This is a genomic window from Flavobacterium piscisymbiosum (assembly GCF_020905295.1).
In the GTDB taxonomy this organism is placed as follows: domain Bacteria; phylum Bacteroidota; class Bacteroidia; order Flavobacteriales; family Flavobacteriaceae; genus Flavobacterium; species Flavobacterium piscisymbiosum.
Map to the genome: position 1 here is coordinate 901,525 of NZ_JAJJMM010000001.1, position 26,960 is coordinate 928,484.

At 36.9% G+C, this 26,960-nt stretch carries 13 protein-coding genes and 1 pseudogene; all 14 read right to left on the minus strand.

Going from position 1 to position 26,960, the window contains the following annotated elements:
• Nucleotides 1–278: 278 nt before the first annotated feature.
• Nucleotides 279–2,228: a sialate O-acetylesterase gene (locus LNP81_RS04240; RefSeq protein ID WP_230033683.1), complete on the minus strand. Its 1,950-nt coding sequence runs from the start codon at nt 2,226–2,228 to the stop codon at nt 279–281.
• Between the two features lie 104 nt (nt 2,229–2,332).
• Nucleotides 2,333–3,844: a cellulase family glycosylhydrolase gene (locus LNP81_RS04245; RefSeq protein WP_230033684.1), complete on the minus strand. Its 1,512-nt coding sequence runs from the start codon at nt 3,842–3,844 to the stop codon at nt 2,333–2,335.
• Nucleotides 3,845–4,163: 319 nt separating this feature from the next.
• Entirely contained in the window at nt 4,164–6,404 is a 2,241-nt protein-coding gene (locus LNP81_RS04250) for a glycoside hydrolase family 3 C-terminal domain-containing protein (protein WP_230033685.1), read from the minus strand.
• A 45-nt stretch (nt 6,405–6,449) separates the two neighbouring features.
• Complete coding sequence (locus tag LNP81_RS04255) at nt 6,450–8,030, minus strand: GH39 family glycosyl hydrolase (protein ID WP_230033686.1); 1,581 nt, start codon at nt 8,028–8,030, stop codon at nt 6,450–6,452.
• A 2-nt stretch (nt 8,031–8,032) separates the two neighbouring features.
• A pseudogene (locus LNP81_RS04260) lies at nt 8,033–8,197 on the minus strand (fibronectin type III-like domain-contianing protein); the annotation flags it as partial.
• A 12-nt stretch (nt 8,198–8,209) separates the two neighbouring features.
• Nucleotides 8,210–10,189 (minus strand): glycoside hydrolase family 3 C-terminal domain-containing protein, encoded by a 1,980-nt coding sequence (locus LNP81_RS04265; protein ID WP_230033687.1) that lies wholly within the window; start codon nt 10,187–10,189, stop codon nt 8,210–8,212.
• A 205-nt stretch (nt 10,190–10,394) separates the two neighbouring features.
• Nucleotides 10,395–12,401, minus strand: a complete 2,007-nt coding sequence (locus LNP81_RS04270; protein WP_230033688.1) for a glycoside hydrolase family 97 protein — start codon at nt 12,399–12,401, stop codon at nt 10,395–10,397.
• A 403-nt stretch (nt 12,402–12,804) separates the two neighbouring features.
• Nucleotides 12,805–15,204, minus strand: a complete 2,400-nt coding sequence (locus LNP81_RS04275) for a glycoside hydrolase family 31 protein (RefSeq protein WP_230033690.1) — start codon at nt 15,202–15,204, stop codon at nt 12,805–12,807.
• Between the two features lie 28 nt (nt 15,205–15,232).
• Nucleotides 15,233–17,722, minus strand: coding sequence for a glycoside hydrolase family 2 TIM barrel-domain containing protein (locus tag LNP81_RS04280; protein WP_230033692.1), 2,490 nt, complete (start codon nt 17,720–17,722; stop codon nt 15,233–15,235).
• Nucleotides 17,723–17,846: 124 nt separating this feature from the next.
• A complete protein-coding gene (locus tag LNP81_RS04285; RefSeq protein ID WP_230033694.1) occupies nt 17,847–19,217 on the minus strand; it encodes a hypothetical protein in 1,371 nt (456 codons plus the stop codon).
• A gap of 22 nt (nt 19,218–19,239) precedes the next feature.
• The gene (locus LNP81_RS04290; protein WP_230033696.1) at nt 19,240–20,811 is read right to left on the minus strand and encodes a RagB/SusD family nutrient uptake outer membrane protein; all 1,572 of its coding nucleotides are present in this window, start codon (nt 20,809–20,811) and stop codon (nt 19,240–19,242) included.
• Between the two features lie 11 nt (nt 20,812–20,822).
• Nucleotides 20,823–23,948: a SusC/RagA family TonB-linked outer membrane protein gene (locus tag LNP81_RS04295; protein WP_230033697.1), complete on the minus strand. Its 3,126-nt coding sequence runs from the start codon at nt 23,946–23,948 to the stop codon at nt 20,823–20,825.
• Nucleotides 23,949–23,992: 44 nt separating this feature from the next.
• On the minus strand, nt 23,993–25,312 hold the full coding sequence (gene xylA, locus LNP81_RS04300; protein ID WP_230033698.1) for a xylose isomerase: 1,320 nt from the start codon (nt 25,310–25,312) through the stop codon (nt 23,993–23,995).
• 2 nt (nt 25,313–25,314) lie between these two features.
• The gene (locus LNP81_RS04305) at nt 25,315–26,808 is read right to left on the minus strand and encodes a xylulokinase (protein ID WP_230033699.1); all 1,494 of its coding nucleotides are present in this window, start codon (nt 26,806–26,808) and stop codon (nt 25,315–25,317) included.
• Between the last annotated feature and the right edge of the window lie 152 nt (nt 26,809–26,960).

A 26,960-nucleotide genomic window follows, 5' to 3' on the forward strand; every position in this document is an offset into this window, starting at 1 on the left:
GATTTTGAATTTCGTTTAAATATATGCCGTTCCTATGGAACTCTCTTTACGTTCCTGATTTTTTTATCAACGGATTAACATCCGTTGCTAGAAATATGTCGTTCCTCTGGAACTTTTTTAATCGTATTTATTCTAACCCAATATGCGCGCGCGAGGGATAGGAGCAATTACCGAAGTAATGTGGATAGCCCGACCGTATTTGCGAAAGGCGCACATAAGCGGTTTGTTAAGTAGCGCCTTTTGTAAATACGGTCACGCCCAAATGTCACACAAAAATATTATTTACTAACCTTATATATTTCATTTGCCGTAATCATTTCCCAATTGTCGGTTCTGAAAGACGATGCGGGAAATTTTTCTTTATTGAAAAGATTGATTTCGGTATCGTCGTCTGCCCAACCGTAATGAACGGCAACGGGATTTTTTACTTCGTCGCTGGAAACGATTATTTTGTTGTCTTTTATTATCGCTTTCGCGGAATGAAAAACTTTGTCGGCACCGGCAATTTCGAATCCTTTTACGTTTTCTGAATGGTCCGGAGTCGCTAATCCTGAACCGATATTATCGAATATCAGAATGATTTGGTTTCCTTTTATTTCCTGAGATTTAAAAGTTGGTCCGCTATAAACTTGCTTTTTGCCGTAGACATTGTGTAGCGCAATTGCGGCCAAACGCAAACCAACGTCTTGTTTGTTGGTTGGGTGAATGTCTTTTGCGTTACCGATATCGGTGGTTACGACCATTCCGGTATTTTTTAATTTTAAAGTTTCTGATTGTGCTTCGCGAAGTTCTGCCCAACGGCTGCCGACTTTGCTATTTCCGTTGAACTCGTTGAAGGTTGATAATTGAACAAAGTAGAAAGGAAAATCGCCTTGTTTGAATTTTGTTCGCCAATCGTTGATCATTAACGGAAATGACTTTTTGTATTGTTTTGCGCGCCAGACATTGGCTTCGCCCTGATACCATAAAACGCCCTGAAACGCATACGGAACCAACGGATTTACCATTGCATTGTATAATAATGATGGATAACTGTTTGGTGAAACGGCAATTTTTACTTGTACGACATTGAATTTCCAAAGTCCTTCGAGTGGTATATTGGTGTCTTTAAACTGAATTTTCAAATCGACTGGATCGCCGTAAATTCCCCCGCCGCCTGAGTAATCTGCAATTCTTACTGAAATTACATTTTTGCCTTCTTTTAAAGTTCCGGCTGGAATTTTATAAATTCTTAAGGCTTCCCAAATTTTGTTTGTTCCTACCTGAACACCATTTACGTAAGTTACATCTTCATCATCTACTTTTGAAAGATGTAAAACGGCTTCGCTTTTGGCTTGTTCTGCGGTTAAAGTAATCGTTTTTCGCATCCAGACTACGCCATCAATATTGCCTATTTGCTGATTTTCCCATAAAGATGGAACTTTTATTTCTGGCCAGTTTTTATCATCAAAACTGAATTCCTTAAACTTGCTTTCGTTTTCCATCGAAACATCAAAACCCTGAACTTTCTTTATGTTATCTAAAACCGATTTTTTATATACTTCAAAAACAGCATCCATATCCACCTGAGGCACATCGGCAATCATGCTTTTAAAGTCGTCGCTTTTTTCGAATGCTTCACGGCTTGTCCAGGTTTCTACGTTTGTTCCGCCCCAGGAAGTATTTATGATTCCGATTGGGATTTTAAGTTCTGCGTATAATTTTTTGGCAAAAAAGAAACCTGCTGCTGTAAAATCGCGAATGTTTTCTTTGTTGGCAACCAACCATTTTCCGGCTTTAAGATCTTCTTTTGGAGTTCCGCTTAAATCCTGTGCAACGCCAAAATGACGAATCATGGGATAATCAGCATCTGCCATTTCTTTTTCGGCGTTCATGGTTTTGTACATCTGGAATTCCATGTTCGATTGTCCACTGCAAATCCAGACTTCACCAACCAAAACATTTTTGATGACGATTTTGTTTTTTCCTGTAATGGATAACTCAAAAGGTCCGCCTGCTTTTTCGGCAGATAATTTTATCATCCATTTTCCATCTTTATCGGCTTGGATGGTTTTGGTTTGTTTGTTAAAATGAACTTCGACTTTTTCATTGGCATCTGCCCAACCCCAAACCGGAATTTCTTTGTTGCGCTGCAGTACCATTCCGTCAGAAAATAATAAAGGCATTCTAACATTGGCATTCACCAATATGCTGCACATTATAAAAAGGAAGATGATGTTTTTCTTCATTGTTTTTTTGTTTAAACCATATAAGTGATATAAGATAATTTAAGTTTTGCACGTGGCTTGTACTTATGTTTTCTTATATCACTTATGTGGTGAATTCATTATTTTTATTGTAATCCTTCGATCATTGCATTTAGTGCCTGAGTGTCGGAAACTGTATTATTGGCTCTATTAATGATTCCGAAACTGTTGTCTCCCAGACTTCCTTCGTCCCAATAGAATGGCAATAGACCATTTGCTTTAGCTGTTTTTACCACTGTTTTTAAATAATAAGCTCTTGAGTTTAGATGTAAAGTTAATGCATCGCCGGTTAAAGTGGTTCTGCGAATGGCACCAAATTCTCCTAGTAAAACTGGAATTCCTTTATCGACAAACTGGGTTTTCATGAGTTTAAAGTATTTCTCTAAATCAGCTTCTTCTCCCCAAGTTGCATTTCGATCTGTATCTGTTGTCGAGTGATAACCTGTTCCCCAGTAATAGAACATTTTTCCCCAGGTTTCGTCTTTGGTTAATCCGGCGAAATTCCATGGCGTGTAATAATGTACTTCGACCATCATACGATTTGCTGCTGCATCTGTTGGTAAGGTAGTCATTAACTTATTTGTTTTTTCGATATCTGTTGTTGGTCCCTGAACTACTAATGTTCTGTAAGCGTTTTTACCTCCTGTTGAACGAACAGCATCAATAAAAGTTTGGTGATAAGAGGTTAAAACTGCCATTTGTGCCGCATCTTCAACCGCTGGTTCATTGGCACTTGCAAAAAGTAAATGTTCATCGAATCCGCGTAATTGTGTTGCGATTTGTTCCCAGAATGCTTTTTGTTTGGCATTGTTTTCTTCTTTTTTGGCTTCGGTGATATTGTTTTCTAACCATCCACCATCCCAGTGAATGTTTACTACCACATACATATTATTGTCTACACAATATTGCACGACTTCTTTTACGCGGTTGAGCCAATCTGCTTTGATTTTGGCTGTAGCCGAATTTTCTAAATACTGATTCCAAGAACACGGAATTCTAATTGCATTAAAACCACTTGCTTTTACAGCATCGATTAGCGCTTTGGTTACTTTTGGATTTCCCCAGGCGGTTTCTCCGTTAGTGGCTTCTAAAGTGTTACCAATGTTCCATCCTAATTTTATTTTTGCTGCTAATTGCACTGCGGTACTTGACATTCCTGAAGCATCAGCCGCAATTGGGTTTGTGTTGTAACTTGGATATAAACCTGTAACAGGATTTCCTGCTGCTTGCGAAACTGCAATTTGAATTGATGGGGCTTCAGCTGAGCTTAATGTTAAGGTTGCCGTTCTCGCCTCTTTGGTAGTGTTCTCTAAAGCTGTTATTTTTACGATAACAGTTCCTTTTACTCCTGATGTCTGGCTTAATTGTATCCAGTTTGCATTTGTACTCGTAATTGTCCAGACCTGCACATTGGCAGTAACTTTTACAATAGATTCGTTGCTTTTGCCTAAAAAATCAATTTTATTGGTATCTGCAGTCAGCGTATTTTCTACAGGTGCCGGATCTGCTGCATCTTTGTCTGCACTACAAGCCCAGATAGTTAAGAACGACAAACATAAAATGGCACTAAACAGGTAACTCTTAATAGTATTTTTCATTTGGTTTGGTTGGTTTAATAGTTAGTTTTAAGTTTTATTCACGCAAAATCCTTTTTATTTATTAAAATAACCGTTGGTGTAATAGATAAAATTTAATTAAACACATAGAAACATAGATACTATGATTCTGAAAAAAAGAAATCAAAAAGAAACTAGTTTCTCACACATAGTCCCGATAGCTATCGGGATGTGTTAATGCAAGTGAAATGCCTTTTTGAGTTCAATAAATTTTATGTTTCTATGTGTTAAAAATAATTACACTCCTACAGGTTAAAATAATGCTCTTTAATAAAAATCAAAGAGCATTAGTGTTTCTAGCTTATTTTATTGTTACAACAACTTCTTTTTTAATATCTCTGGAGGAATTTCCAAGTTTCAAAGTATATTTTCCTGGTTCAATTGTCCACTTTTTATTGGCTACGTCATAGTAAGCCAACTCTTTTACCGGAACTTTGATGGTTACAGTATTAGAACTTCCTGATTTTACCAATGTTTTCTGGAAACCTTTTAATTCCTGTGCTGCACGTGTTATTTTAGAATCTGATTTTGAAGTGTATAATTGCACTACTTCTTTTCCATCTACTTTTCCTGTGTTTTTAACCTCTACAGAAACTGTGATTGTTTCGTTTTGTGCGTACGATTCTTTGTCTGTTTTTGCATTATCGAAAGCAAAAGTGGTGTATGACAATCCGTATCCGAAAGGATATAATGGCGTAACATTTTTAGTATCAAACCAACGGTATCCTACCAAAATTCCTTCGGCATAGTTTACTGTTTTTCCTCCAGGAAAACTGTTTGTCGCATGTGCAGGAGAATCCATGATTTGTTTAGGCATTGTCCAGGGTAATTTTCCTGACGGATTTACTTTTCCTAAGATTACATCTGCCAAAGCATTTCCTCCTTCAGAACCGTTAAACCATGTCCATACCAAAGCTGACGTTTTTTTGCCTACTGCATCAATATCAAAAGGCGCACCGGCAACCATAACTACAATCGTTTTTGGATTTACTGCCAATACTTTCTGAATTAATTCTTCTTGCCCGAATGGTAATTTTAAGTTTCTACGGTCAGAAGCTTCTGTTTCGTAATCACGGTTTGAACCTGCAAAAATGATGGCAACATCAGATTTTTTAGCGGTTTCTATTGCTTCCTGCAATTTAGCAGGATCTAACTGATCGATTGTTACCGGACCATTTGAGGTTATGTTTCCTAAATTTCCTTTGTTTTTTTCGTCGTAACGCTCTAAATATCCTTCGGCATAATTGATTTTTATTGACGATGGCAATCTGTTTTTTAAACCTTCAAGCGGTGTAACTTCTCTTTTTGTTTTTACACCTGCACCAAATCCGCCAAGAGCATTTTTCTTTGTTGCATTGTTTCCAATAACAGCAATCGATTTTACTCCGTCTAATTTTAATGGTAATACGTTGTTGTCGTTTTTCAATAAAACGATGGCTTCCGCAGCAATTTTATAAGCGTCCTGATAATGTGCTTCGGTTGCAATGCTTCCTTTTGCACGTTCTTTTCCGCCCATTGCTTTTACCTGAAATAAAGTGCGAAGGATTCTTTTTACGTGAACATCAATTTCTGCTTCTGAGATTTCTTTGTTTTTAGCGGCAGCTATTAATTTATCGGCAAGGAAAAATTCATTGAATGGTTTTGGAGTTCCCATTTCAATATCTAATCCATTTTTAAGAGATTTTACTGTCGAATGCACCGCAGCCCAGTCTGAAACGACAACGCCTTTGAATCCCCATTCGTCACGAAGGATTTTATTTAGCATATAATCATTCTCACATAAATATTCTCCTCTAAATTTATTGTAAGCACCCATAACGCTATACGCATGAGCCTCTTTTATAGAAGCTTCGAAAGCTGGTAAATAAATTTCACGAAGTGTACGTTCGTCAATCTGAACATCGACAAAATCACGATTGGTTTCCTGATTGTTGGCTGCAAAGTGTTTTACACAAGCCATAACATCATTGTCCTGTAAACCAACAATCAATGGCACTGCAATTTTTTTGTTCAAAAACGGATCTTCAGACATGTATTCGTATGTTCTTCCTCCAAGCGGTGTTCTCACAATATTTATGGCTGGTGAAAGCAACATATCTTTATCACGTGCACGCATTTCCTGTCCTAAACTATTTCCGAAAGTGTATGCCATATCCGCATTCCATGTTGCGGCTAAACCTCCGCCTGCCGGATAATAGGTTGCAAAATCATTTGTTAAACCTGCCGGAGCCCAATTATCGCGTGAAATTTCTTCACGAACTCCTAGCGGTCCGTCCGCCATTTTTAATTCCGGAATTCCTAAACGTTTTACACCACCGGAAGTAAACATGCTGTTACCGTGCAACATTCCGATTTTTTCTTCCAATGTCATTTGAGCGACTAACTTGTCGATTTCGGCATCAAATTCTGATCCTATTTCTTTTCCCTGATACTCTTTTGCTTCACCTGAATCTGAGCTTGTTGTACTTTTTGCATCATTTTTGCAAGAGGTAAATACTGCAAAAGCTAATGCTGCTGATAGGTATATGATTTTGTTTTTCATGCTTAATAAATTTATTTTTAGTTCTTGATAGCTGTTTTTAATGAATTATTGTTTTACCAAATTGAACAAGACGACATCGTTCTCATTCATTTTATATACTTTACTGTAAGTTCCTTTTGCATTGATGGTCACTTTTTCTGTTGCGATCAAAGCACCATTGTTTTTTTCTTTGATCTTTTGAACTTGTTCACGATTTAACTGACTTGGTTTTCCCAAAGCCAGATAATCGGCGTAAGCGTCATTGACTTTATATCCTACTTTATAAATTTCTAAAGTATAGTTTCCTTTTTGCAAACCATCAATTTCAATCTTTACGCTTCCTTTGGGTTGAGAGGGTAAATCTTTAATATAATACGATTGATTATTAACTGAATCTCCCGGATGCGTATTGGTAAAATCCCAAAACAGCAACTGAACATCTCCTTTTTTATTTTTAGTTACCCATGAAGAACTGTCTTTATTTTGAAGTTCTGTCTCGCCTAATTTATTTAGAAAGGCATAAGAGAAATAGGCCGGTTTTTTGATTCCCTGCGTATTCAATAATCCGAAACCTCCGTGAAAAGGCGTGAATCTAGGACCCGGTTCTTCAAAAATATCGGTAAAAACCCAGTACGACATCGAGTTTGCAGCATTGCCAACTTGTTTTAGCTTTTGCAAAATATAAGCTGCTGAATGGTAACTATCATGAACAGGATCTGCCGGAGTGTAGGAAGAACTCCATTCTGTATAATGCAATTCAAGATTTGGCTTAGCCGAATTTGAAATTTGTTTGCGCGAATTAATTACGTCACCGCTCACACTCGATTCTTCTTTGTTAAGAACAGTTCCTGTAGTCCCAAATTCATCCAGAAAACCTTGTTTTACTCCGTAAGTATGCGTCGAAATAAAATCTAACGGCACATTATTCTTCACACAAAAATCTATTGTTTCCGGAACCCAGCCTGCTCCCGCCGTTGCTGGTCCGCCCACTTTGTATGCAGGATTTACAGATTTGATTCCGCGTGCTGCATATTCATATAATTTGAAATATTCTGCCTGAGTTCCTGTCCAGAAACCAGGTGTTAAATTAGGTTCGTTCCAAACTTCAAAATACCATGTTTTTACTTCTTCGGCTCCGTAACGTTCTGTGAAATGCTGGGCTAAATTTCGAATTAAATCTTCCCACTTTTTATAATCTTTTGGAGGAGTTACATTCCCTTTCCACCAAAAAATAGTCTGACTTCCGCTTGCTAATGCATTAGGCATAAAACCCAATTCTACAAAAGGCTTTATTTTAATACTTAAAAGAAAATCATACAAAGCATCAATATATTGATAATTGTATTCGGGATTTCCTTTTGAATCTTCACGATAAACCGCCATATCATCAGACAATAAACCATGCATTCTGATGTATTTAAAATCACATTCTTTTTTGGTCATGGCCAATTGCTGTTGCCAGTCGGCACGCAGGCCTTCATTTGCTCTTCCGGCACCAATACATTCTTTGAACATGGTGTTTAAAGCGCCCGAAGTTTTGTTGTAATCTACCTTTATGATTCTGTTTTCAGCATTATTTTGTCCAAACAATTGAATATTTGTCAGACAAAATAAGATATAGAGTAGTATTAAATTTCTTTTCATCATAATTATTTGACAGTTATATTTTTAGTGAGAAGAATAGCATCCGAAGCACTTCCTATTTGAATTTCAACTGCATTATTTTCTAGTTCGAATTGTTGTTTGGATGTATTCCAATATTCTAAATCTTTAGCTTTTAAAATTAAAGAAACATTTCTGGTTTCTCCGGCTTTAAAGAAAACTCTCTAAAATGCTTTTAGTTCTTTTTGGGCACGTTCTACTTTTGAATTTAATTGTTTTACATACAACTGAACAACTTCGTCTCCATCTTTATTTCCTGTATTCGTAATAGAAACAGTAACTTTTAATTCTCCATTTTTCGCAATGGTTTCAGAATTGGTTTCAACCAAATTGTATTTGAAAGTCGTATAACTCAATCCGTGACCAAAAGCATATAAGGGTTTGCCTTTAAAATACATATACGTTCTGCCATTGCGGATATTATAATCTAATAATGCAGGTAAATCGGTAATGTCTTTTACCCAGGTTTGCGTCAAACGTCCGGCAGGATTGTAATCTCCAAATAAAACATCGGCCAAAGCCGTTCCGGTTTCCTGACTGTTTTGTGTCATGTGTACAATTGCCGGAACATGTTCTTGTGTCCAATTTATGGCATACGGAAAACTGCTAATCAGGGCAACAACAGTTTTAGGATTGGCCTGATACACGACTTTTATTAAATCTTCTTGTTCTAAAGTCAATGATTGACGATCGACAGCTTCTTTTCCTTCACTCGGAACGGGACAATTTGCCCAGCCTGCGTTACAAACCGGATGATTCCCTACAATTACAATTACAACATCTGCTTTTTTAGCAATTTCTGCTGCTTTGCCGTCAATATTGTTTTTAGCGTAACGAACTTCAACATTATTCCCCAATTTATTTTTAATTCCCTGTAAAGGAGAAATAATATAAGGTGGCGTTCCGCTGTACCAATCCAGCAATACTTCATCAGCACGAGGTCCGATTACGGCAATTGTTTTTAGTTTCTCTTTTTGTAAAGGCAATAATCCCGAGTCATTTTTAAGTAAAACAATCGATTTTTGAGTGGCTTCTAAAGCGATTTTTTTATGCGCTTCTGTTTTCCACGGATCAATGGTATCTTTTCCTGTTCCAATTTTAGAATATGGATTATCTTCTGAAACATCCAACATCCCAAGTTTGATCATGATTCTGTAATTACCGCGAATAACAGCATCAATATCTTTTTCTTTTAAATATCCATGCGAAAGTGCTCCATAAACGCCTTCTATATATTCATCTAAAAACTGATTGATTCCTGCTTTTACCGCAGCTGCAGCACCAAGATATTGATTGTCGTAATATTTATGATCTGAAAGCAATAATTTGAATGCGCCTCCATCGGTGCAAATAATTCCGTTTTGTCCCCATTCTTTTTGGGTAATATTTTTAAGCATTGGATGTACCATTGCCGGAATTCCGTTTACTTTATTATAGGCTGCCATATAAGCGCGCGAGCCGCCTTCGACAACGCCCATATAAAAAGGCAAAGCATAATATTCTCTCCACAATCTTTCGTCAAAATCAGATGATGTATAAGTTCTGCCATCTTCATTGCTGTTGGCCAAAAAGTGTTTCATTAGCGAAGCCGTTTGCCAATATTTAGGATGATTTCCCTGCAATCCTTTTACAAACGCAACAGTCATTTTTCCATTAAAAAAAGCATCTTCTCCATAACTTTCTTCGGTACGTCCCCAACGCGGATCTCTTGCGATATCAGCATTTGGAGCTCGAACGACTAATCCGCCGCGATGGTATTTCTGGAATGCATAACGTGTTTCGTAACCTTCAACCTGTGCTACTTTTTGAAGCAGTTCAACATCCCATGTTTCTCCCAAACCATAAGCTTGAGGAAAAGTGGTGGTTGTAACGGGTGGTTTATTTTTTCCTCCCCATTCTCCCGGTCCGCCAAGTGCCAAACCGTGCAATCCTTCTACATGTCCTGTTCCTGTAACGCCCAATCTTTTTATCGACGGATTCGTGCTTAGAGCCTGAACTTTTTCATCCAGGGTCATCAACGATAACAAATTATCAATACGCTTTTCAGTATCTAATTTAGGATCCTGAAAAGGATATTGCTTTTGTTGTGATAACACCAAATTGACCGACAAAAGAAAAACAATATACAGGGTGAGGTTTTTCATTTAAAAAAATTGTGGTTATTAAACCCGAAACCTTTTTTTGAAACGTATCGGGTCTGAATTTTTATAAATTATATTTTTAAAATCTAATTGTTGTGCTTGGTAAATACCTAACAAATTTCGGAAACCTGTTAGGATAACAAAATCTAATCGTTACGTTGATAAACCCGACAGGTTTTAAAAACCTGTCGGGTTTGAAATTCTATATCTATAATTTTTTAAATCTAATTGCTGTTCCTCCTGCTCCGCCTAAATGTAATTTTAGTGAGTCTGAAGCTTTAACGGTTTTCTTCGAAATTGCTACTGCTTCCGGATTGTGTTTTTGATCTGTTCCTTCGGCATCAGCATAAATTTGTGCTTCGTATGTCGCATTTTTATCTAAGAAGGATAATGAAATTTCAAGATCTCTTGCATTTTCATTGGTGATACTTCCTAAAAACCAATCGGCGCTGTTTCTGTCTTTACGAACTGTTGTAATGTATTGACCAATTTCTCCGTTCAGCACTTTTGTGTCTTCCCAGTCTGTTGGTACATCTTTCAAGAATTGTAATGCTGGTTTTCCTTCGTAATTTTCAGGAAGGTCGGCCAACATTTGAATTGGCGAATAGGTTGTTACATAAATCGCCAATTGCTGCCCCACTGTTCCCTGAATTCTTTTTCCTGGATATCCTTGTTTTACCTCAACATCAAAAATTCCAGGTGTAAAATCCATTGGTCCTGAAAGTAATCTTGTAAACGGAATAATGCTTAAATGATTTGGCGGATTTCCTTCGCTCCAGGCGTTATATTCTTGTCCGCGCGCTGCTTCTCGCGAAACCATGTTGGGAAAAGTTCTGCGTTCTCCGGTATCTTTTATTGATTCGTGGTATAGAACAGCTAAATCGTATTGTGCTGCTTTTTCTAAAATATATCTGAAATAGTTTACTCCAAATTGCCCGAAGTGCATTTCTTTCATGTTTAATTTAGAACCTACGTGTCCAATTTTTACCGTATGAATTCCGAGTTTTTTGTATAAGGCAAAACCTTCATCAACTTGTTGTAAATAATTGATTAGGTTCGAACCTGTTTCGTGATATCCAATTAATTCGATATCTTTTTTCTTCGCATATTCTACTACTTTTTCTAAGTCGAAATTGTCTGCATTTTTGGTAAAACTAAACATGTGCATGCGGTTTTCATACCAACCTGGTGTCCATCCTTTGTTCCATCCTTCGATCAATAAATGATGAAATCCTTCTTTTGCGGTAAAATCGATATATTCTTCGGCGTGTTTTGTGGTTGCACCTTGTTTGTCGCTTTCCCAGAAAGTATATTTTCCAATGTGCATTCCCCACCAAATTCCAAGATATTTATAAGGTTTAAAATAACTGTCTGTATTTTTTAGCTTATTTGGTTCGTTCAGGTTTAAAATCAGATAAGATGTAATTAAATCTGTTGGTTTTTCTCCAATCTGAATGGTTCTCCACGAAGATGTGAAAGTATCTTTTACACGAACTTTTACACCATCTGACCAAGGCACAAGATCTGTTTTTAGTTGTGTTCCTACATTGTTTACCAAAGTTGTACTTGCATAATCAATAAGGTTTGCTTCGTGAAAACTTAATGCTAATCCGCTTTTACTTTCGATTGTTAACGGGGTTAAAACGGTATCGAGTTTACTAACCGGTGCTTCTTCAAACAAATATTCATCTCTGTTTTCTCTGTTTGCCGGAATCCACCATGCTTTTCCATCTTCTTTCAGGTTAAAAGTCGTTTTTTCATCCATAATGAAAATACTGTCTTTTACATTTTGTTTTGGATATACATATCGAAATGCTACTCCGTCATCGAAAGCACGAAACTGAATTTCTAATTTACGTTTGTTACCGCTTTTTTGCTGTAACTCGACTACTAACTGATTGTAATGGTTTCTTATGTTTTTCTTTTCTCCCCAAACTTGTTCCCAGGTTTCATCGAAGGTTGAGTTTTTTACATTTTTGATTTCGAAATTAGAACTAAAGTCTTCATTTCCTTTTAGTAAAAATCCTAAATCTGATGGTGTAATCACTTCGGTTTTTCCGTGTGAAACAGCATATTTTGGTGCGTTTTTTACTAACTCAAATTTAATTTTGTTTTGCCCGTTTGGCGATGCCAATTCGTAAGCATTTTTGTTTTTCTGACTGTATCCCATCGAAACTGAAAGGATTAAAGCGGGAAGAATGAGGTAATTTTTCATGATATTTTTCTTAATTCATTTTTAATAAATCGGGTGTTGCTTGTGCTTTCACCCGATTTAGAAACTCAACAAAAACTTATTTTTATCCTTAATTTGGATTATTTTTTTTGCCACAGATTAAAGGATTTTAAATGATTTCTTTTTCTGTGTATTTATTTTTTCTCGCAGATTTAGCAGATCATGCAGATTTTTAATTTTTAATTTTTTAATTCTTTATCCCGTAGGGATTTCATGTCGGTAGAAAAACAGAAAACCGGTTTCAATGTCCCGTCAGGGACTACATGTTCTTCTTTTGTGTATTCCCTAACGGGAAAAATGACTACATTGGTTGATATTGTTACCGACATGAAATCCCTACGGGATAAAAATCACTCAATTTTAATTCTTTTAATTAGCAACTTTTTTATTTCACCCACTCTGTTTTTAGAGTCGTTTTTCCTTGAAATGGGTTTGAAGTTACGTCGAAATTGTTTCCGTTTTTGGTCACTTTTATTTCTTGAACTGCATCTCCGTCCGGTAAAAATACTTTGGCTGTCGCCGAAGTTGTTTTATCGCTTGCATAAACTTTCAGCGTTAATTTACTCCAATCCATGTCTTTTGTAGATTGTGCTAAAGCGATGTGGGGCAAAGCTGTTCCGTCTTTTACTAAAACTACAATTGGCACTTCTCCGGCTTTGATTTTATGCCAGCCTGATTGGTATACTTTTTTAGTTTGATAATCGATCCAGGTTCCTTCGGGAAGGTAAACATCTCTTTCTGTAACTTCTTCAAAAAGTGGTGCAACCAACATGCTTGAACCAAATAAATATTCGTTGTCTACTAACCACGCTCCCGGATCATTTGGATATTCTACAAATAAAGCACGCATCATTGGTAATCCTTTTTGAGAACTTTCTTTTGCCTGAGCATAAATATATGGCATCAATTCGTAACGCATATTATCTGCTTTTCTAAATCCTTCAAGGAAATCTTTGCTGTACAACCAAGGTTCGCGCGGAGGTTCGCCGTGGCTTCTTACGTGCGAAGTAAACATCCCGAAAGGTGCCCATCTTCTGTATAAATTCTCCGGAGATTTTGTAGCAAATCCTCCTACGTCATGACTCCAGAAACTGAATCCGCTTAATCCTAATGAAAGTCCGCCGCGTAATTCTGCCGACATTGCTCCGTTTGAGGTTTCAGAATCTCCTCCCCAATGCAACGGATAACGCTGAGATCCTGCCCATGTACTTCTTGCCCAAATTAAAGTATATCCTTTTTCTTTTTGGGTAATTTCGGCTACAGCCTTATTGTATCGTAACGGGTATAAATTGTGTTCGTAAAAACCTGTTCTTCCTGAATGGTAAATTCCGTCCGGCGGTGCTGCTTCTCCAAAATCTACTTTGAAAACCGAAACGCCCTGATCGAATAATTTTTTCAATTTTGCCTGATACCAGGTTACGGTTTCAGGATTAGAGAAATCCAAAACGGCATCTTCATACGGAAGATTTCCTTTGCGGTCTCTTACGGCTAAGTTTTTTTCCATGATTTCAGGAAATAAGGTGTTTTTTGGTGTGAAATAGGGCAATTGCCATAAACAAACCTCGAAACCGTCCTTCTTTAAATCCGACATCATTTTTGTAGCATCCGGGAAACGAGATTTTGCAAACTCGTAATTGTTTCTCCAATCTACATCAAACCAACCAGTATCAAAATGAATTACATCTGTTGGAATTTTATATTTGCGTAAATCTCTTGCAACGTCACGACCTTCTTTTTCAGAAAAATAAGTGATTCGGCTCATCCAGAAACCAAACGACCAAAGTGGTGGCATTGCTGCTTTTCCGGTTAAATCTGTGTATTGATCCAGAACGTCTTTGGGTTCTCCGATAAAGAAAAACAAATCGGCTTCATCGTCTCCAATATACATTTCGTTAGCACTTGAAAAATATTTTCCAAAGTCAACTGTAATAGGTGTCGAATGGTGCATGAAAACGCCATAACCACGGCTGCTCATGTAAAACGGAATTGGTTTGTACATGGTTTCATTCTGGATTCCGTTGGCGTCATCCGTCCATAAAACAACTTTTTGCCCGCGTTTGTTAAATTGTGTGAAAGATTCTCCACAACCAAATATTTTTTCGTCCGGTTCTAAGCTAAAAGCAGCTCCCATACTTCTGGAGTAATCGCTGTTTCTGCGCACATACGAAAACGGAAGTGTTGGTGTGTAGGTGTTTTTAAAATCGGTATCGTGAAGCGTACTTGTCAGCAATTTACCTTTTTCATCGTAGATTTTTACGTGCCAAGGTTTTGTCAAGATTTCTACAACTCCGTGTTTGCTGGTGTATTTGTGTCCGCCTTCTATTTTAGAATATTTCCATAATTCAGGATGATTGGGCGCAACTCCATTTATCAGCATCAAAGACTCTTTTTGAGGATGAAATTGTGGTCCTGAAGTTGTTTTGATTCTGATGGTTCTGTCTGAAACAAACTGGATTTCGAATGGCAAAACAGGAGATTCTTCATACTCTGTTGTTGGAAATTCGTTTGCTTTTTCAACATCTGGTTTCATCATCATGTTGTTGAAAGCCTGACGTGTTTTATAGTTATATCTCAGATATTTAATCGTTCCTTTTCCTGTTGCAGGATCAAAAGAAGCTAATTCATCGGCAAAATAAAAGGTGTTCAGGTAATTCTGAAAATCTTTGCTGATGTCTATCGGAGCGTTAAGCACATCTGCGTTCTGAATTTGTGCTGACGCTTTTGGCGCAAGCAATAATCCAAAACCCATGAATAGAGATAATGAGGCTATCTGTATTTTTTTCATTGTGTCTTTTTTAGTTTATTAATAGTGGTTATTCTGTTGTAATTACAATTGTGGCCGGTTTTAGTCCATTTGCTTTAGCGGTTAATTCCAGTCTTCCTGTTTTCGTATCCGACTGAACAATGACCAAACATTTTCCTGCCAAAGCGGTATGTTTAGTTCCTTTGTACGGTTCGTGACTTACCGGATCTCCGCTGCAAACGCCAACAATTTTTCCGTTTCCTTTTAATGAGAAATTAATTTCGTTATTGGCATTTGGTGCCAAAGTTCCTCTTGCATCGAGAATGTCTACGGTTACAAATGACAGATCATTTCCATCGGCTTTGATTGTACTTCTGTCTGCTGTTAGTTTTAGGTTTGATGGATTTCCAGCTGTTTTAATTTCGGTTTCCAAAACTGTTTTTCCGTCTTTACGGGAAATGGCTTTTAGTGTTCCAGGTTGAAAAGGAATTCTCCACATTACATGTAAATCATCTCCTTTTTTACTTCTGATGCCGACTGATTTTCCGTTAAGGAAAAGTTCAACCTCATCTGCTTTATTATAGTATGCCCAAACGTCTACAGTTTGTCCTGCTTTCCAGTTCCAATGCGGGAAAATATGCAGCACGGTTTTGTCTGTCCATTCGCTTTGGTACATATAATACACATCTTTCGGGAAACCGGCTAAATCAACAATTCCGAAATAAGAACTGATCGACGGCCATTCATACGGTGTTGGTTCTCCGATATAATCGAAACCGGTCCAGATATACATTCCTGAAAGGAAATCGTGTTTTTTAATCACTTTCCAGGTCGCTTCATGCGTAGAACCCCAAGGTGTCTGAACCTGATCGTAAGCTGAAACGGTATTTCCCGGATTTCCTCCTTCAAATTTTTTATCCCAACTAACCGGCCATTTTTTTATGGTATCTGAAACAGCATCATAATAACCTCTTGTCTGTAAACCCGAAGTAGTTTCTGTTGCTATAAAAGGTGTATTTGGAAAGTTTTTTTGATGATGTTCGTATGTTTGATGCGCATAATTGTAACCAATTAAATCTAAAACTCCAGATGCTGCAAGCGGATTGATTTGAACGTTATTTTTTTCGAATTGTAAGGTTACGTCATCGATATTCATATTTAACGGCGGATTCATCGCTGCAGTCAACGGACGTGTTTTATCGTATTGGCGTGTTATTGCGGCTAATTCTTTGGCAATTTCAACCCCTTTTTCATTCCATTGTTCCGGAATTTCGTTTCCAATACTCCAAACAAAAATACTTGGATGATTACGGTCGCGCAGCAATTGATCGATTAAATCTTTCTTGTGCCATTTATCCCAATCATTTCCGTAGTCGTATTTGGTTTTGGTTTGTTTCCACATGTCGAAAGCTTCATCCATGACAATGAAACCCATTTTATCGCAAAGATCTAAAAGTTCCGGAGCGGGAGGATTATGAGAAGTCCTGATTCCGTTTACGCCCATTTCTTTCATGATTTCCAATTGACGTTCGATAGCGCGCGTATTAATCGCAGCACCCAACGGACCTAAATCATGATGTAAACAAACTCCTTTTATTTTTACCTGTTTTCCATTCAAAATAAAACCTTTATCAAGATCAAATTTAAAATCCCTGATTCCGAAACTGGTTTTGTATTGATCTACAATTTTATCATCTACCGAAATTTGGGTAACTGCTGTATACAATTCAGGTTTTTCAACCGACCATAAAATTGGTGTTTCGACCTGAGCTTCTTGTTTGATGGTTTGATTGCCATTAGCAGCAATCGTTATATTTTGAGTAACCGATGTTACTTTTGTATCTTCTTTAAAAATAGTAGTGGTTACTGTTGCTTTTTTTGAAGCTGTGTTTTGGTTTTGAATCGTAGTTTCAAAATTCACAGAAGCTTTTTCTGCAGTAACTTTGGGTGTTGTCACATAAGTTCCCCATTGTGCAACGTGTAGTTTATCGGTGGTTTCGATCCAGACATTTCTAAAAATTCCTGATCCTGAATACCAGCGTGAATTGGGTTGTTTTGAATTGTCAACCTTTACAATAATTTCATTGTTTTTATCTCCGTAATTTAAGTATTTCGAGATTTCATATTGAAAACCAATATATCCGTTTGGACGTTTTCCTAAATAACGTCCGTTTACCCAAACTTCACTGTCTTTGTAAACGCCATCAAAAGTAATTGAAGTTACTTTACTACTATCTGCAGCAGCAACTTTGAATGTTTTTTTATACCAGCCTAAACCTCCGTTTAATGCTCCGCCTCCGTATCCGGCAGGACTTTTTTCATCAAAATTACCTTCGATACTCCAATCATGAGGAACGTTTAAGGTTCGCCATTTGGTAGAAGTTCCAATGGTATCTTTATCTATTATGCTATCATTTAAATGAAAACTCCAATCTGAATTAAAAGAAACTTTTCTGTTTGCAAAAGCATCCTCTTTTTTGCTGCAAGAGCCCAACAAGATAATTCCGACTAGCATTAATAATGGTAGTCCATTATTGAAGTATTTTCTTTTATTCTTCATTTTGAAAGGATTTTTAATATTTAAAAACAAATATAAACATACCGATAGGCGACTTTGTAAATCCCCTACCGGTTGTTTTATACTTTTAAACAATTTGGTTTTTAGTTATAAAAACCGCCATTATTTAAGGGATGATGTAATGGAAAACGAACCACTCATCTTTAGTCGTATCGTAAGATGTCCCTAACCAAATTCCTTTTTGAAGATAATCTTTATTGTATGCTTTTACTACTTTGATAACATTTACAGTTGGACTCATCCAGCTATCTGCATTTTGAATCAATGTTTCTGTTCCTAAATTAATTTCGTTAGTTGCTGCATTTATGGTAAATAAACCTGTAGTTACTACACCATTTTGACTGCGGGTATAGTTTAATTTACCTCCCCATTGATCAAAACGAATCCATGAATTACCTGCTACTGTAGCCCAACCAGGGTTCCATCCCCAATCAGAAGAGCTGCTGGCATCAACTGTCCAGCCTATACCTTTTCCTACCCAGTCAACAGGGTTTCCTGCTGCATCTAATTTCCATACTCTTCCTGCACCAGCGCCACCGGTAAGCATTGTCAACAATTCGCCAGGAGCAAAAGTTGGATTGTAACCTTCGTCAAAAACTGGTACTGTAACTGGAGGAACGTAGGTTTCTGCATGTTCTTTAGAAACAAAATTCCAGATGTACCACCATGGTCCTTCGCTATTGGTTCTCTTAATTGCAATTCTTAGCTGATTGTCTGTAAGCGTTAACACTTTAATATCAGTATTCCAGTTACTTGCATTTGCAATATAATTATCCGGTCTTAGGATAGTTGCTCCTGTAGTTGTTAAAGTATGTGCATTAACATCTAAGAAATAAGCTCCGCTTTCTATAGTAGTTCCGTCAGCTTCATGAGTAGTCATAAATGGTCCACCATCAAGGCTAAATGTCATGTATCTTCCCCAGTGCATATCTGCATCTGTACTTGAATTTGCATTTCCTGTAGGTTCCCAGTTTGGACTAAATTTATTCCATTCTACTACTGTACCTGGATCTGCATACGACATTGCTCCCTGAGCTAAACCATATTTACCATTGTCAAGTACCCACGATTTTTTATGGTTAACTCCACCAGATAATGCAGTCCAAAGTGGATCATTAACATAATTTAAATTATCCTGACTTACCGTAATAGTTACCGGATCAAGCTCGACAAGACCACCACCAGTTGTTGCAGAAATTTTGATGGTATAAGTACCCTTAAAAGCATATTGTACTTTTTGTTCTGCCTTACTTGATTTTCCTGTAACATAATCCCAGTTTAATACCACTCCGGGAGTTGTATTTTTTAGTATTACAGTGTTTCCACCCGGATCTACTACTAAATCCTGGGTAATTTCAAAATGTATATCCGATTTGTCCATTGCGCTGTCCAGAGCATATGAATCTGGAGAACAAGACGAAACCAGCATTAGTGCTAACACCAAAAATGATGTAATTAATAATTTAATATTTTTCATTTCTTTGATTTTTTAGTTAAAATTACCAACCAGCATTTTGTTTCAAAAGTCCTCCAGATAATGTAATCTGAGTATTCGGAATTTGCATCAGTCCTTTTGTTTCCTGAATTTTACCTACCGAAATTGTTTTTGTTGTAGGAACTCCACCATTTAATAATGTTGTAGATTCTGCAATTGCAGAAGAAGCTTTTCCGATACCCTGACGTAATAAATCATAGTATCTTACTCCTTCAAGAGCAAACTCCAAACGTCTCTCGTTCAAAATATTATCAGCATTTACTGGTAATGCAACAAAATTCTCTTTGTAAGCTCTTCTTCTAACCTCATCAAAATAATTCTGCGCATTTCCACTTCCTAGTTCTGCAGCCATCAATAAAACATCTGCGTATCTTAACACCACATAATCCTGAAATTGGCTTATATCCCAAAAACGGCTTCCCATAGCAATTGGAAGATCTACTCCGTCTTTATTTACCATTGGAGAATATTTTTTGTTGTAATATCCAGTGTATTCTCTTTGGCTATTTTTTTTATCAAATGGTATTTTTTCTTCATCAACTCCAATGATACTTGCAGTACGTCTTGTATCTGTTGTAGTGTAAGCATTCCATAATTTTGAGTTTACAGTAACTCCCCAACCACGGCCGTATGGATAAGATGAGAATTCTCTCATCCCAAACATTACCATCCATTGGTTACTATCTGTATTTCCGTCATAATCACTTGTATAAGTGTATTTTATTGAAAAGACAAATTCTCTATTGCCTTCACCTGCATATTTATCTACTGAAGCAGCTGGCCACAGCGTAGAAAAATCAGCTACTAAACCATGACCACTAGAAGCGATAACATCTTCTAAATGTCCTAATGCCTGTGCTTTACTTACTACACCAACTAAATCAGATTTTCCGTAATATCCTGTGTAGTATAAATAAACGCGTCCTAGTAAAGATTTTGCTGCCCATTTTGTAATGCGTCCGTTTGGTTTCGCATTATAAGCTTCTGTAGGTAAATTGTTTGATGCAAAAACCAAATCTTCTGCTATTACTTTATAAATTTCTTCAGGAGTTGCCTGCGGAACATTTTCAGAAGTTGGTACTGTCAACAAAGGCACACTTCCCCATATACGGGTCATTTCAAAATAAAGATAAGCCCTGATAAATTTAGTCTCAGATTCGTATGTATTTCTTAAAGCAGTATCGCCTTCCCATTCAATCTGATCCATTTTGGACAATAACATATTACAACGATAAATTCCTTTGTAATAAGCGATCCAGTTGGTATTAAGTATGTCAACATCTGAAGGAGATCTTGAAGTATCAAACTCATCCATAACTGCATAATTGTAAGGATCTGAATTTCCTGTACCTCCAAAACAATTATCAGACATTACTTCACTTAACACAGGAACTCCCACTCCTGCTCCGCCTGTTGCTACCTGCAATCCATCATAACAACCTACTAATGCTACATAAGCATCGTCTTTGGTTTTGTAAAAACTTGTATCTATTGGAGTCAAAGGCTCTGTTTCTAAACTACAAGAACCCAGAGACAATAAACTCAAACAGAAAATATATAAATATGTATTTTTCATCTTTTTATTTATTAAAGTTTAACATTTAATCCTAACATGAATGTTCTTGGTCTTGGATAATATCCAACATCTACACCTGATGAAAATTTCTGGTCATCGTTTGAAGATCCAAATCCAATTTCAGGATCCATACCATTATATTTCGTGAAAGTGTAAAGGTTTAATACTGAAAAGTAAACTCTGAACTGACTTGCAAAAAATGGTTTTGATTGTTTCATTTTTGCCAAATCAAATCCTAATGTTACAGTGTTAATTCTTAAGAAATCACCATCCTGAATATATTGATCAGAAAATTGTGTAAAGTTTTTATTGTCTTCTGTTACTCTTGGTACCGTATTAGAAGAACCTTCTCCGTGCCAACGATCTAATATCGCAGAAGTATAATTTCCGTAAGCACCAGATTGGTTTCTGTACGATTGTACAATTTGGTTTCCTGCTACTCCATTTGCCATAAGCGAAAAGTCGAAAGCCTTATAACTTGCAGATAAAGAGAATCCGTAAGTAAAGTCAGGATTAGGATTTCCTATACTTGTTTTATCGGTAGAATCAATTTTATCGTCTCCGTTTGTATTTACATAAATAATATCTCCGGGAGCTGCAGTAGGCTGTAATACTACACCGTTTGCTGATTTATAATTGTCAATTTGTGCCTGATTCTGGAAAACACCTCCTGTTTTATATCCCCAGAAATAGCCTAACGGATATCCGTTTTGTGCTCTGTAAAATTCAGTTGAATTATCATAAAGTTCATTAGGTAATCCATGAATCATTCCGTCTGCTGTAGGTATTGCCCCAACTGTATTTTTGTTGTAAGCACCATTTGCACTCACAGTATATTTAAAATCTCCAATATTATTTTGGTAATTTAAACTCATCTCAACCCCTTTATTTACAACATTTCCTCCGTTAATAAATGGCGCGTCGGCACCTGTAGTTGCAAAATTTGGCGCTAATATTAACCAGTCTTTGTTGGTTTTCTTATAAAAATCAACTGTAAGACTTAATGCATTGTCTAAAAATCTTGCGTCCAGACCAAGGTCAATCTGCTCTGAAGTTTCCCATTTTAAATTCAGATTTGATAATCTGTTCGGGTATGCTCCAGGAGTAAGATTTCCTTCCTGATCTCCAAAAATGTAATTAGTATCATCTACTTTTATTGGTGATAAATATTGAAAAGCTCTTGCGTTTTGATTTCCAACTTGTCCCCAAGATGCTCTTAATTTTAGAAAATTGATCACTTTTGAATCTTTTAAAAATTCTTCGTTTGATGCAATCCATCCTCCTGAAACTGATGGGAAATATCCCCACTCATTTTCTTTAGAAAAAATAGAAGATCCATCAACTCTAAAAGTGGCGTTTAATAAATATGTTTCTTTAAAATTATAGTTTAACCTACCAAAATAAGACATTCTTTTAGTCTGTTGCTTGATACCATTAAATGATATTTTAGCTCCGTCTTTATTAGTTGTATTGTCTAACCAGGCATGTTCTAAATCATCAAAAAACGAATCTGCATTTGTTGCCGATATAGTCGTTCCGTCAAAATTGATAGATGATGTTCCCACCATTGCTTCAAAACGATGTGTTTCGGCCACATTAAATTTATACGTCAATAAGTTATCCCAGGTAAGTGTTTTACCCTTATTCATGTTTTGATTTACTTTATCAAAAGCAGTGTTTGCATAAATCGACAATTGATATGTAGGAACGTAAGAATGTCCTTCGCCTGCATAATAATCAAGACCTAACGTAGTTTTGAATGTTAAGTTTTTTATTGGCTCAATTTGCAAATAAACATTACCCAATAATTTTTGGTTATTGTTTTCATTTTGATTGTTGTACTCCATTAATGCATAAGGATTTGCCTGACCCGCTAACCAAGGCTCGCTGTTTTTGGTACTATCGTAATAGTCACCATTTGCATCGTACATTGGTAATAATGGTGATACCTGAAAAGCACTCCTTAAAGAATTATTGTACTGATTTCCAACTCCAATTCCGTTTTTATTGATGTAAGCAAAACTTAAGTTCTGACCAAAAGTCAATACATCTTTGTATAATTTATGTTCTGAATTGAATCTGAAATTATAACGCTCATAGTTCGATAAATCTTTACCTCCTACAACTCCTTCTTGTCCTAAATAAGATAAAGATGATGAATAAACAGAAGTATCTGAACCACCGGAAACACCAAATGAGAAGTTTTTAGTCGCTGCATTATCTACCAACATTTTATCTACCCAGTTTGTTCCTTTTCCCATTGCAGCAATCTGGCTGTTTGAGAAATATGGATTTTTTCCTGAATTTACAGCTGCTTCATTTAAGATAGTAGCATATTCTGTTGCATCTAGTAAATCAACTTTTCTGGATACTGATTGTACTCCATAATACTGATCAAAAGTAACTTGTCCTGCAGAACCTCTTTTTCCTTTTTTGGTTGTTACCAAAACAACTCCGTTAGAAGCTTGAGAACCATAGATTGCAGCAGATGCAGCATCCTTTAATACAGAAATAGATTCAATATCTGAATTGCTTAAATAAGAGATATCATTAGTAAGGATTCCGTCTACAACATATAACGGACTGCTTCCTGCTGTTGAACCAACACCTCTAATTACCACATTTAACCCTTCTCCCGGTTGTCCTGAAGTAGAGGTAATCTGGATACCCGCTGCCTGCCCCTGAAGTGCCTGTAGCGCATTGGTTGTATTGGTTTTGGCAAGACTTTCTCCGCTCACCTGAGTAACAGCATTAGTAACAAGTGTTTTCTTTTGTGAACCGTACCCAATAACGACAACCTCTTTAAGATCTGCCGCTTCTGTTTGTAAAGTAACAGTTATCGTTTTTTGAGTTCCAATGGTAATACGTTGCGTTTTAAATCCCATAAAACTGATTACGATTACGTTACCGATTTTGGCGTCTAATTTAAAATTTCCATCAAAATCTGTAGATGTTGCTGTCTTCGTGCCTTCGATAGCTACAGTAGCACCGGGAACACTCATACCATCATCTCCTGATTTTACATTTCCGGTTATCGATTGCTCCTGGGCAAAACCGGACTGCATCATAAATACACTAAGCAGCAGCGCCATACAAAACGAGAGCGGTGTTGTTTTAATACAATGTTTGCTTTTCATAATAGTTAAGAATTGGTTTAAATTATAGTTAGTAATTTTTAGTCTTAGTACGCATTCGAAATAATCTGTTCGAATAATTCCTGTCTTCCACTTAGTGGTTGAGGTTCTCCACTTGCACGGGCAATTTTGCTAAGATCTTCAAGAGATAATTCTCCGTTTTCGAACCTGGCTCCGTTTCCGCCGTCAAATGAACTGTAACGCTGTGTGCGTAATTTTCTGTAATCTGTATTTTGTAGTATGTGATCTGCGCAGATTAATCCTCTTGCAAAAACATCCATTCCTGCGATGTGCGCAATGAATTTATCTTCTAAATCGATTGAATTTCTTCTCACTTTTGCATCGAAGTTTACACCTCCACCCTGAATTCCGCCTCCCTCAAGGATAACTAACATTGCCTGAGTCACTTCCTGAAGATTAATAGGGAACTGATCTGTATCCCAACCATTTTGGTAATCTCCTCTGTTGGCATCAATGCTTCCTAACATTCCCGCATCTACAGCAACCTGCAATTCGTGCTCAAAAGAATGTCCTGCAAGTGTAGCGTGGTTTACTTCAAGGTTTAATTTGAAATCATTTTGAAGTCCGTATTTATTAATGAAACCTAATGAAGTAGCTGCATCATAATCGTATTGATGTTTGGTTGGTTCCATTGGTTTTGGTTCGATCAGGAAGTTTCCTTTAAAGCCTTCTTTACGAGCATAATCTTTACAAGTATTTAAGAATCTTCCTAAATGGTCTAATTCTCTTTTCATATCTGTGTTCAACAAACTCATATATCCTTCACGTCCTCCCCAGAAAACATAATTTTCTCCGCCCAGCTCAATTGTTGCATCTATTGCGATTTTTGCTTGAGCACCTGCATACGCCAAAACATCAAAGTTTGGGTTTGTCGCTGCACCATTCATATAGCGAGGATTGCTGAATAAGTTTGAAGTTCCCCACAACAATTTAATTCCTGATTCCTGTTGTTTTTGTTTCGCATATTCAACCATAGTCTGAATACGAGTTTCAAATTCTGCCAATGTTGGTGCGTCATCTACCACATCTACATCATGAAAACAATAGTAAGGCAAACCTAATTTTGTCATGAATTCAAAAGCCGCATCCATTTTGTCTTTGGCTCTTAAAATCACATTTTCATTTTTATCCCATGAGAAAGTTTCAGTCGAAGCTCCAAACGGATCTCCTCCGGTGTTACATAGCGTGTGCCAGTATGCCATTGAAAAACGTAAATGCTCTTTCAACGTTTTTCCCGCAACTACACGATTTTCATCGTACCATTTAAATGCCAATGGGTTAGTACTTTCTCTGCCTTCGAACTTAATAGTATCGATGTTTTTAAAATATTGATTAGTTGTGCTCATTATTATTGTTCTATTTTAATTTGACTTTTCCATTCCTGATAGTAATCCTGATATTGCGATGTCAGGATTTTGTTGGGTTCAATTCTTTCTAAACATTGCAATCCTGCGAAAGCTTCGTCGAGCGAATTGTAAAATCCTAAACCGTAAGCAGCGCCTCTTGCTGCACCTTCGGCTCCGGATGTATTGTATAATTCTAAAGTTGTTTGTGTTGTATTGGTGAAGATTTCTCTAAAAACCGGACTTAAAAATAAGTTCGAATTTCCAGCTCTAACCACCGTTCCAGAAACTCCAACTTCTTTCATCACATCAAAACCGTAATTCATGGCAAACACAATTCCTTCGCAGGCAGCGCGCACCAAATGTGAGGGTTGATGAATATTGAAGTTTAAATTCTGAATTCCCGAAGTGGCATTTTTATTGTTGAAAATACGCTCAACGCCATTTCCGAAAGGATAAAAACGAAGTCCGTTGCTTCCTGCCGCTACTTTTGCAGCTTCGGTATTTAGTTTTTCGTAAGCAATTAATTCAGCTCTGTCGACCGACATGATTTTGCGTAACCATTGGTATAAAATTCCCGAACCATTAATGCACAACATAACTCCGTTGCGTTTTTCAGTTTCTGTATTGTTGACGTGTAAAAAAGTATTGATTCTGTTTTGTTTGTCGTAAGCATCCTGATCGCTTACGGCATAAACTACTGCCGAAGTTCCGGCTGTTGTAGCAATTTCGCCAGGTTTCAAAACATTCAATGACAATGCATTGTTGGGCTGATCTCCTGCTCTGTAGGTAATCTTTGCATCGGGATTTAATCCTAATTCCTGAGCAATTCCCGGGTGAATGGTGGCCTGAATTCCAAAATTGGAGACAATCTCAGGAACGATATCCGATGATAATCCCATTTGCGAAAGGATTTCTGTGGCCAGTTTTCCTTCTGAAAAATTCCATAAAGCTGCTTCTGATAATCCCGAAGTACTAATTTGAGCTATTTTAGATAATTTGGCAGCAATAAAATCCCCCGGAAGCATCATATATTTCGCTTTAGCGAAAACTTCAGGCTGATTGTCTTTTACCCATTTTAGTTTTGATGCTGTAAAGTTTCCCGGACTTCCTAAAATTTGTTTTTGAGAATTCTCAGCACCCATTTTAGCATAAACTTCATCTCCAATAATCGCGGCACGACTGTCGCACCAAATAATCGAAGAACGCACGGGATTCAAATTTTCATCGGTTAAAACCAAACCGTGCATTTGATAGGCAATACCTATTCCGGCAATTTTCTTTAAATCAATATTCGATTTTGCGCCTAATTGCTGGATTCCGTCTTTTACAAATTGCCACCACGATTCAGGATCTTGTTCTGCCCAGCCAAATTCCTGGGCAATAATTGGCATTTCAAAATCAGGAACGCTAACGGCTCCAATGGTCGCTCCTTTTTCGGGATCGAAAACTGATAATTTTATCGAAGAGCTTCCTAAATCAATTCCTAAAAAAAACATTTGGTGGTATTTTAAGTTAGTTATAGATTTGTCCCTTTTAAACTTATAGTCAAACTGAACTTATCTTATGGTTAATTTGACTACAAGTGTAAAACATTTTTTCTATATTAACAAAATATTAGGGTTATATTTTTTCAATTCTGATAATTGGA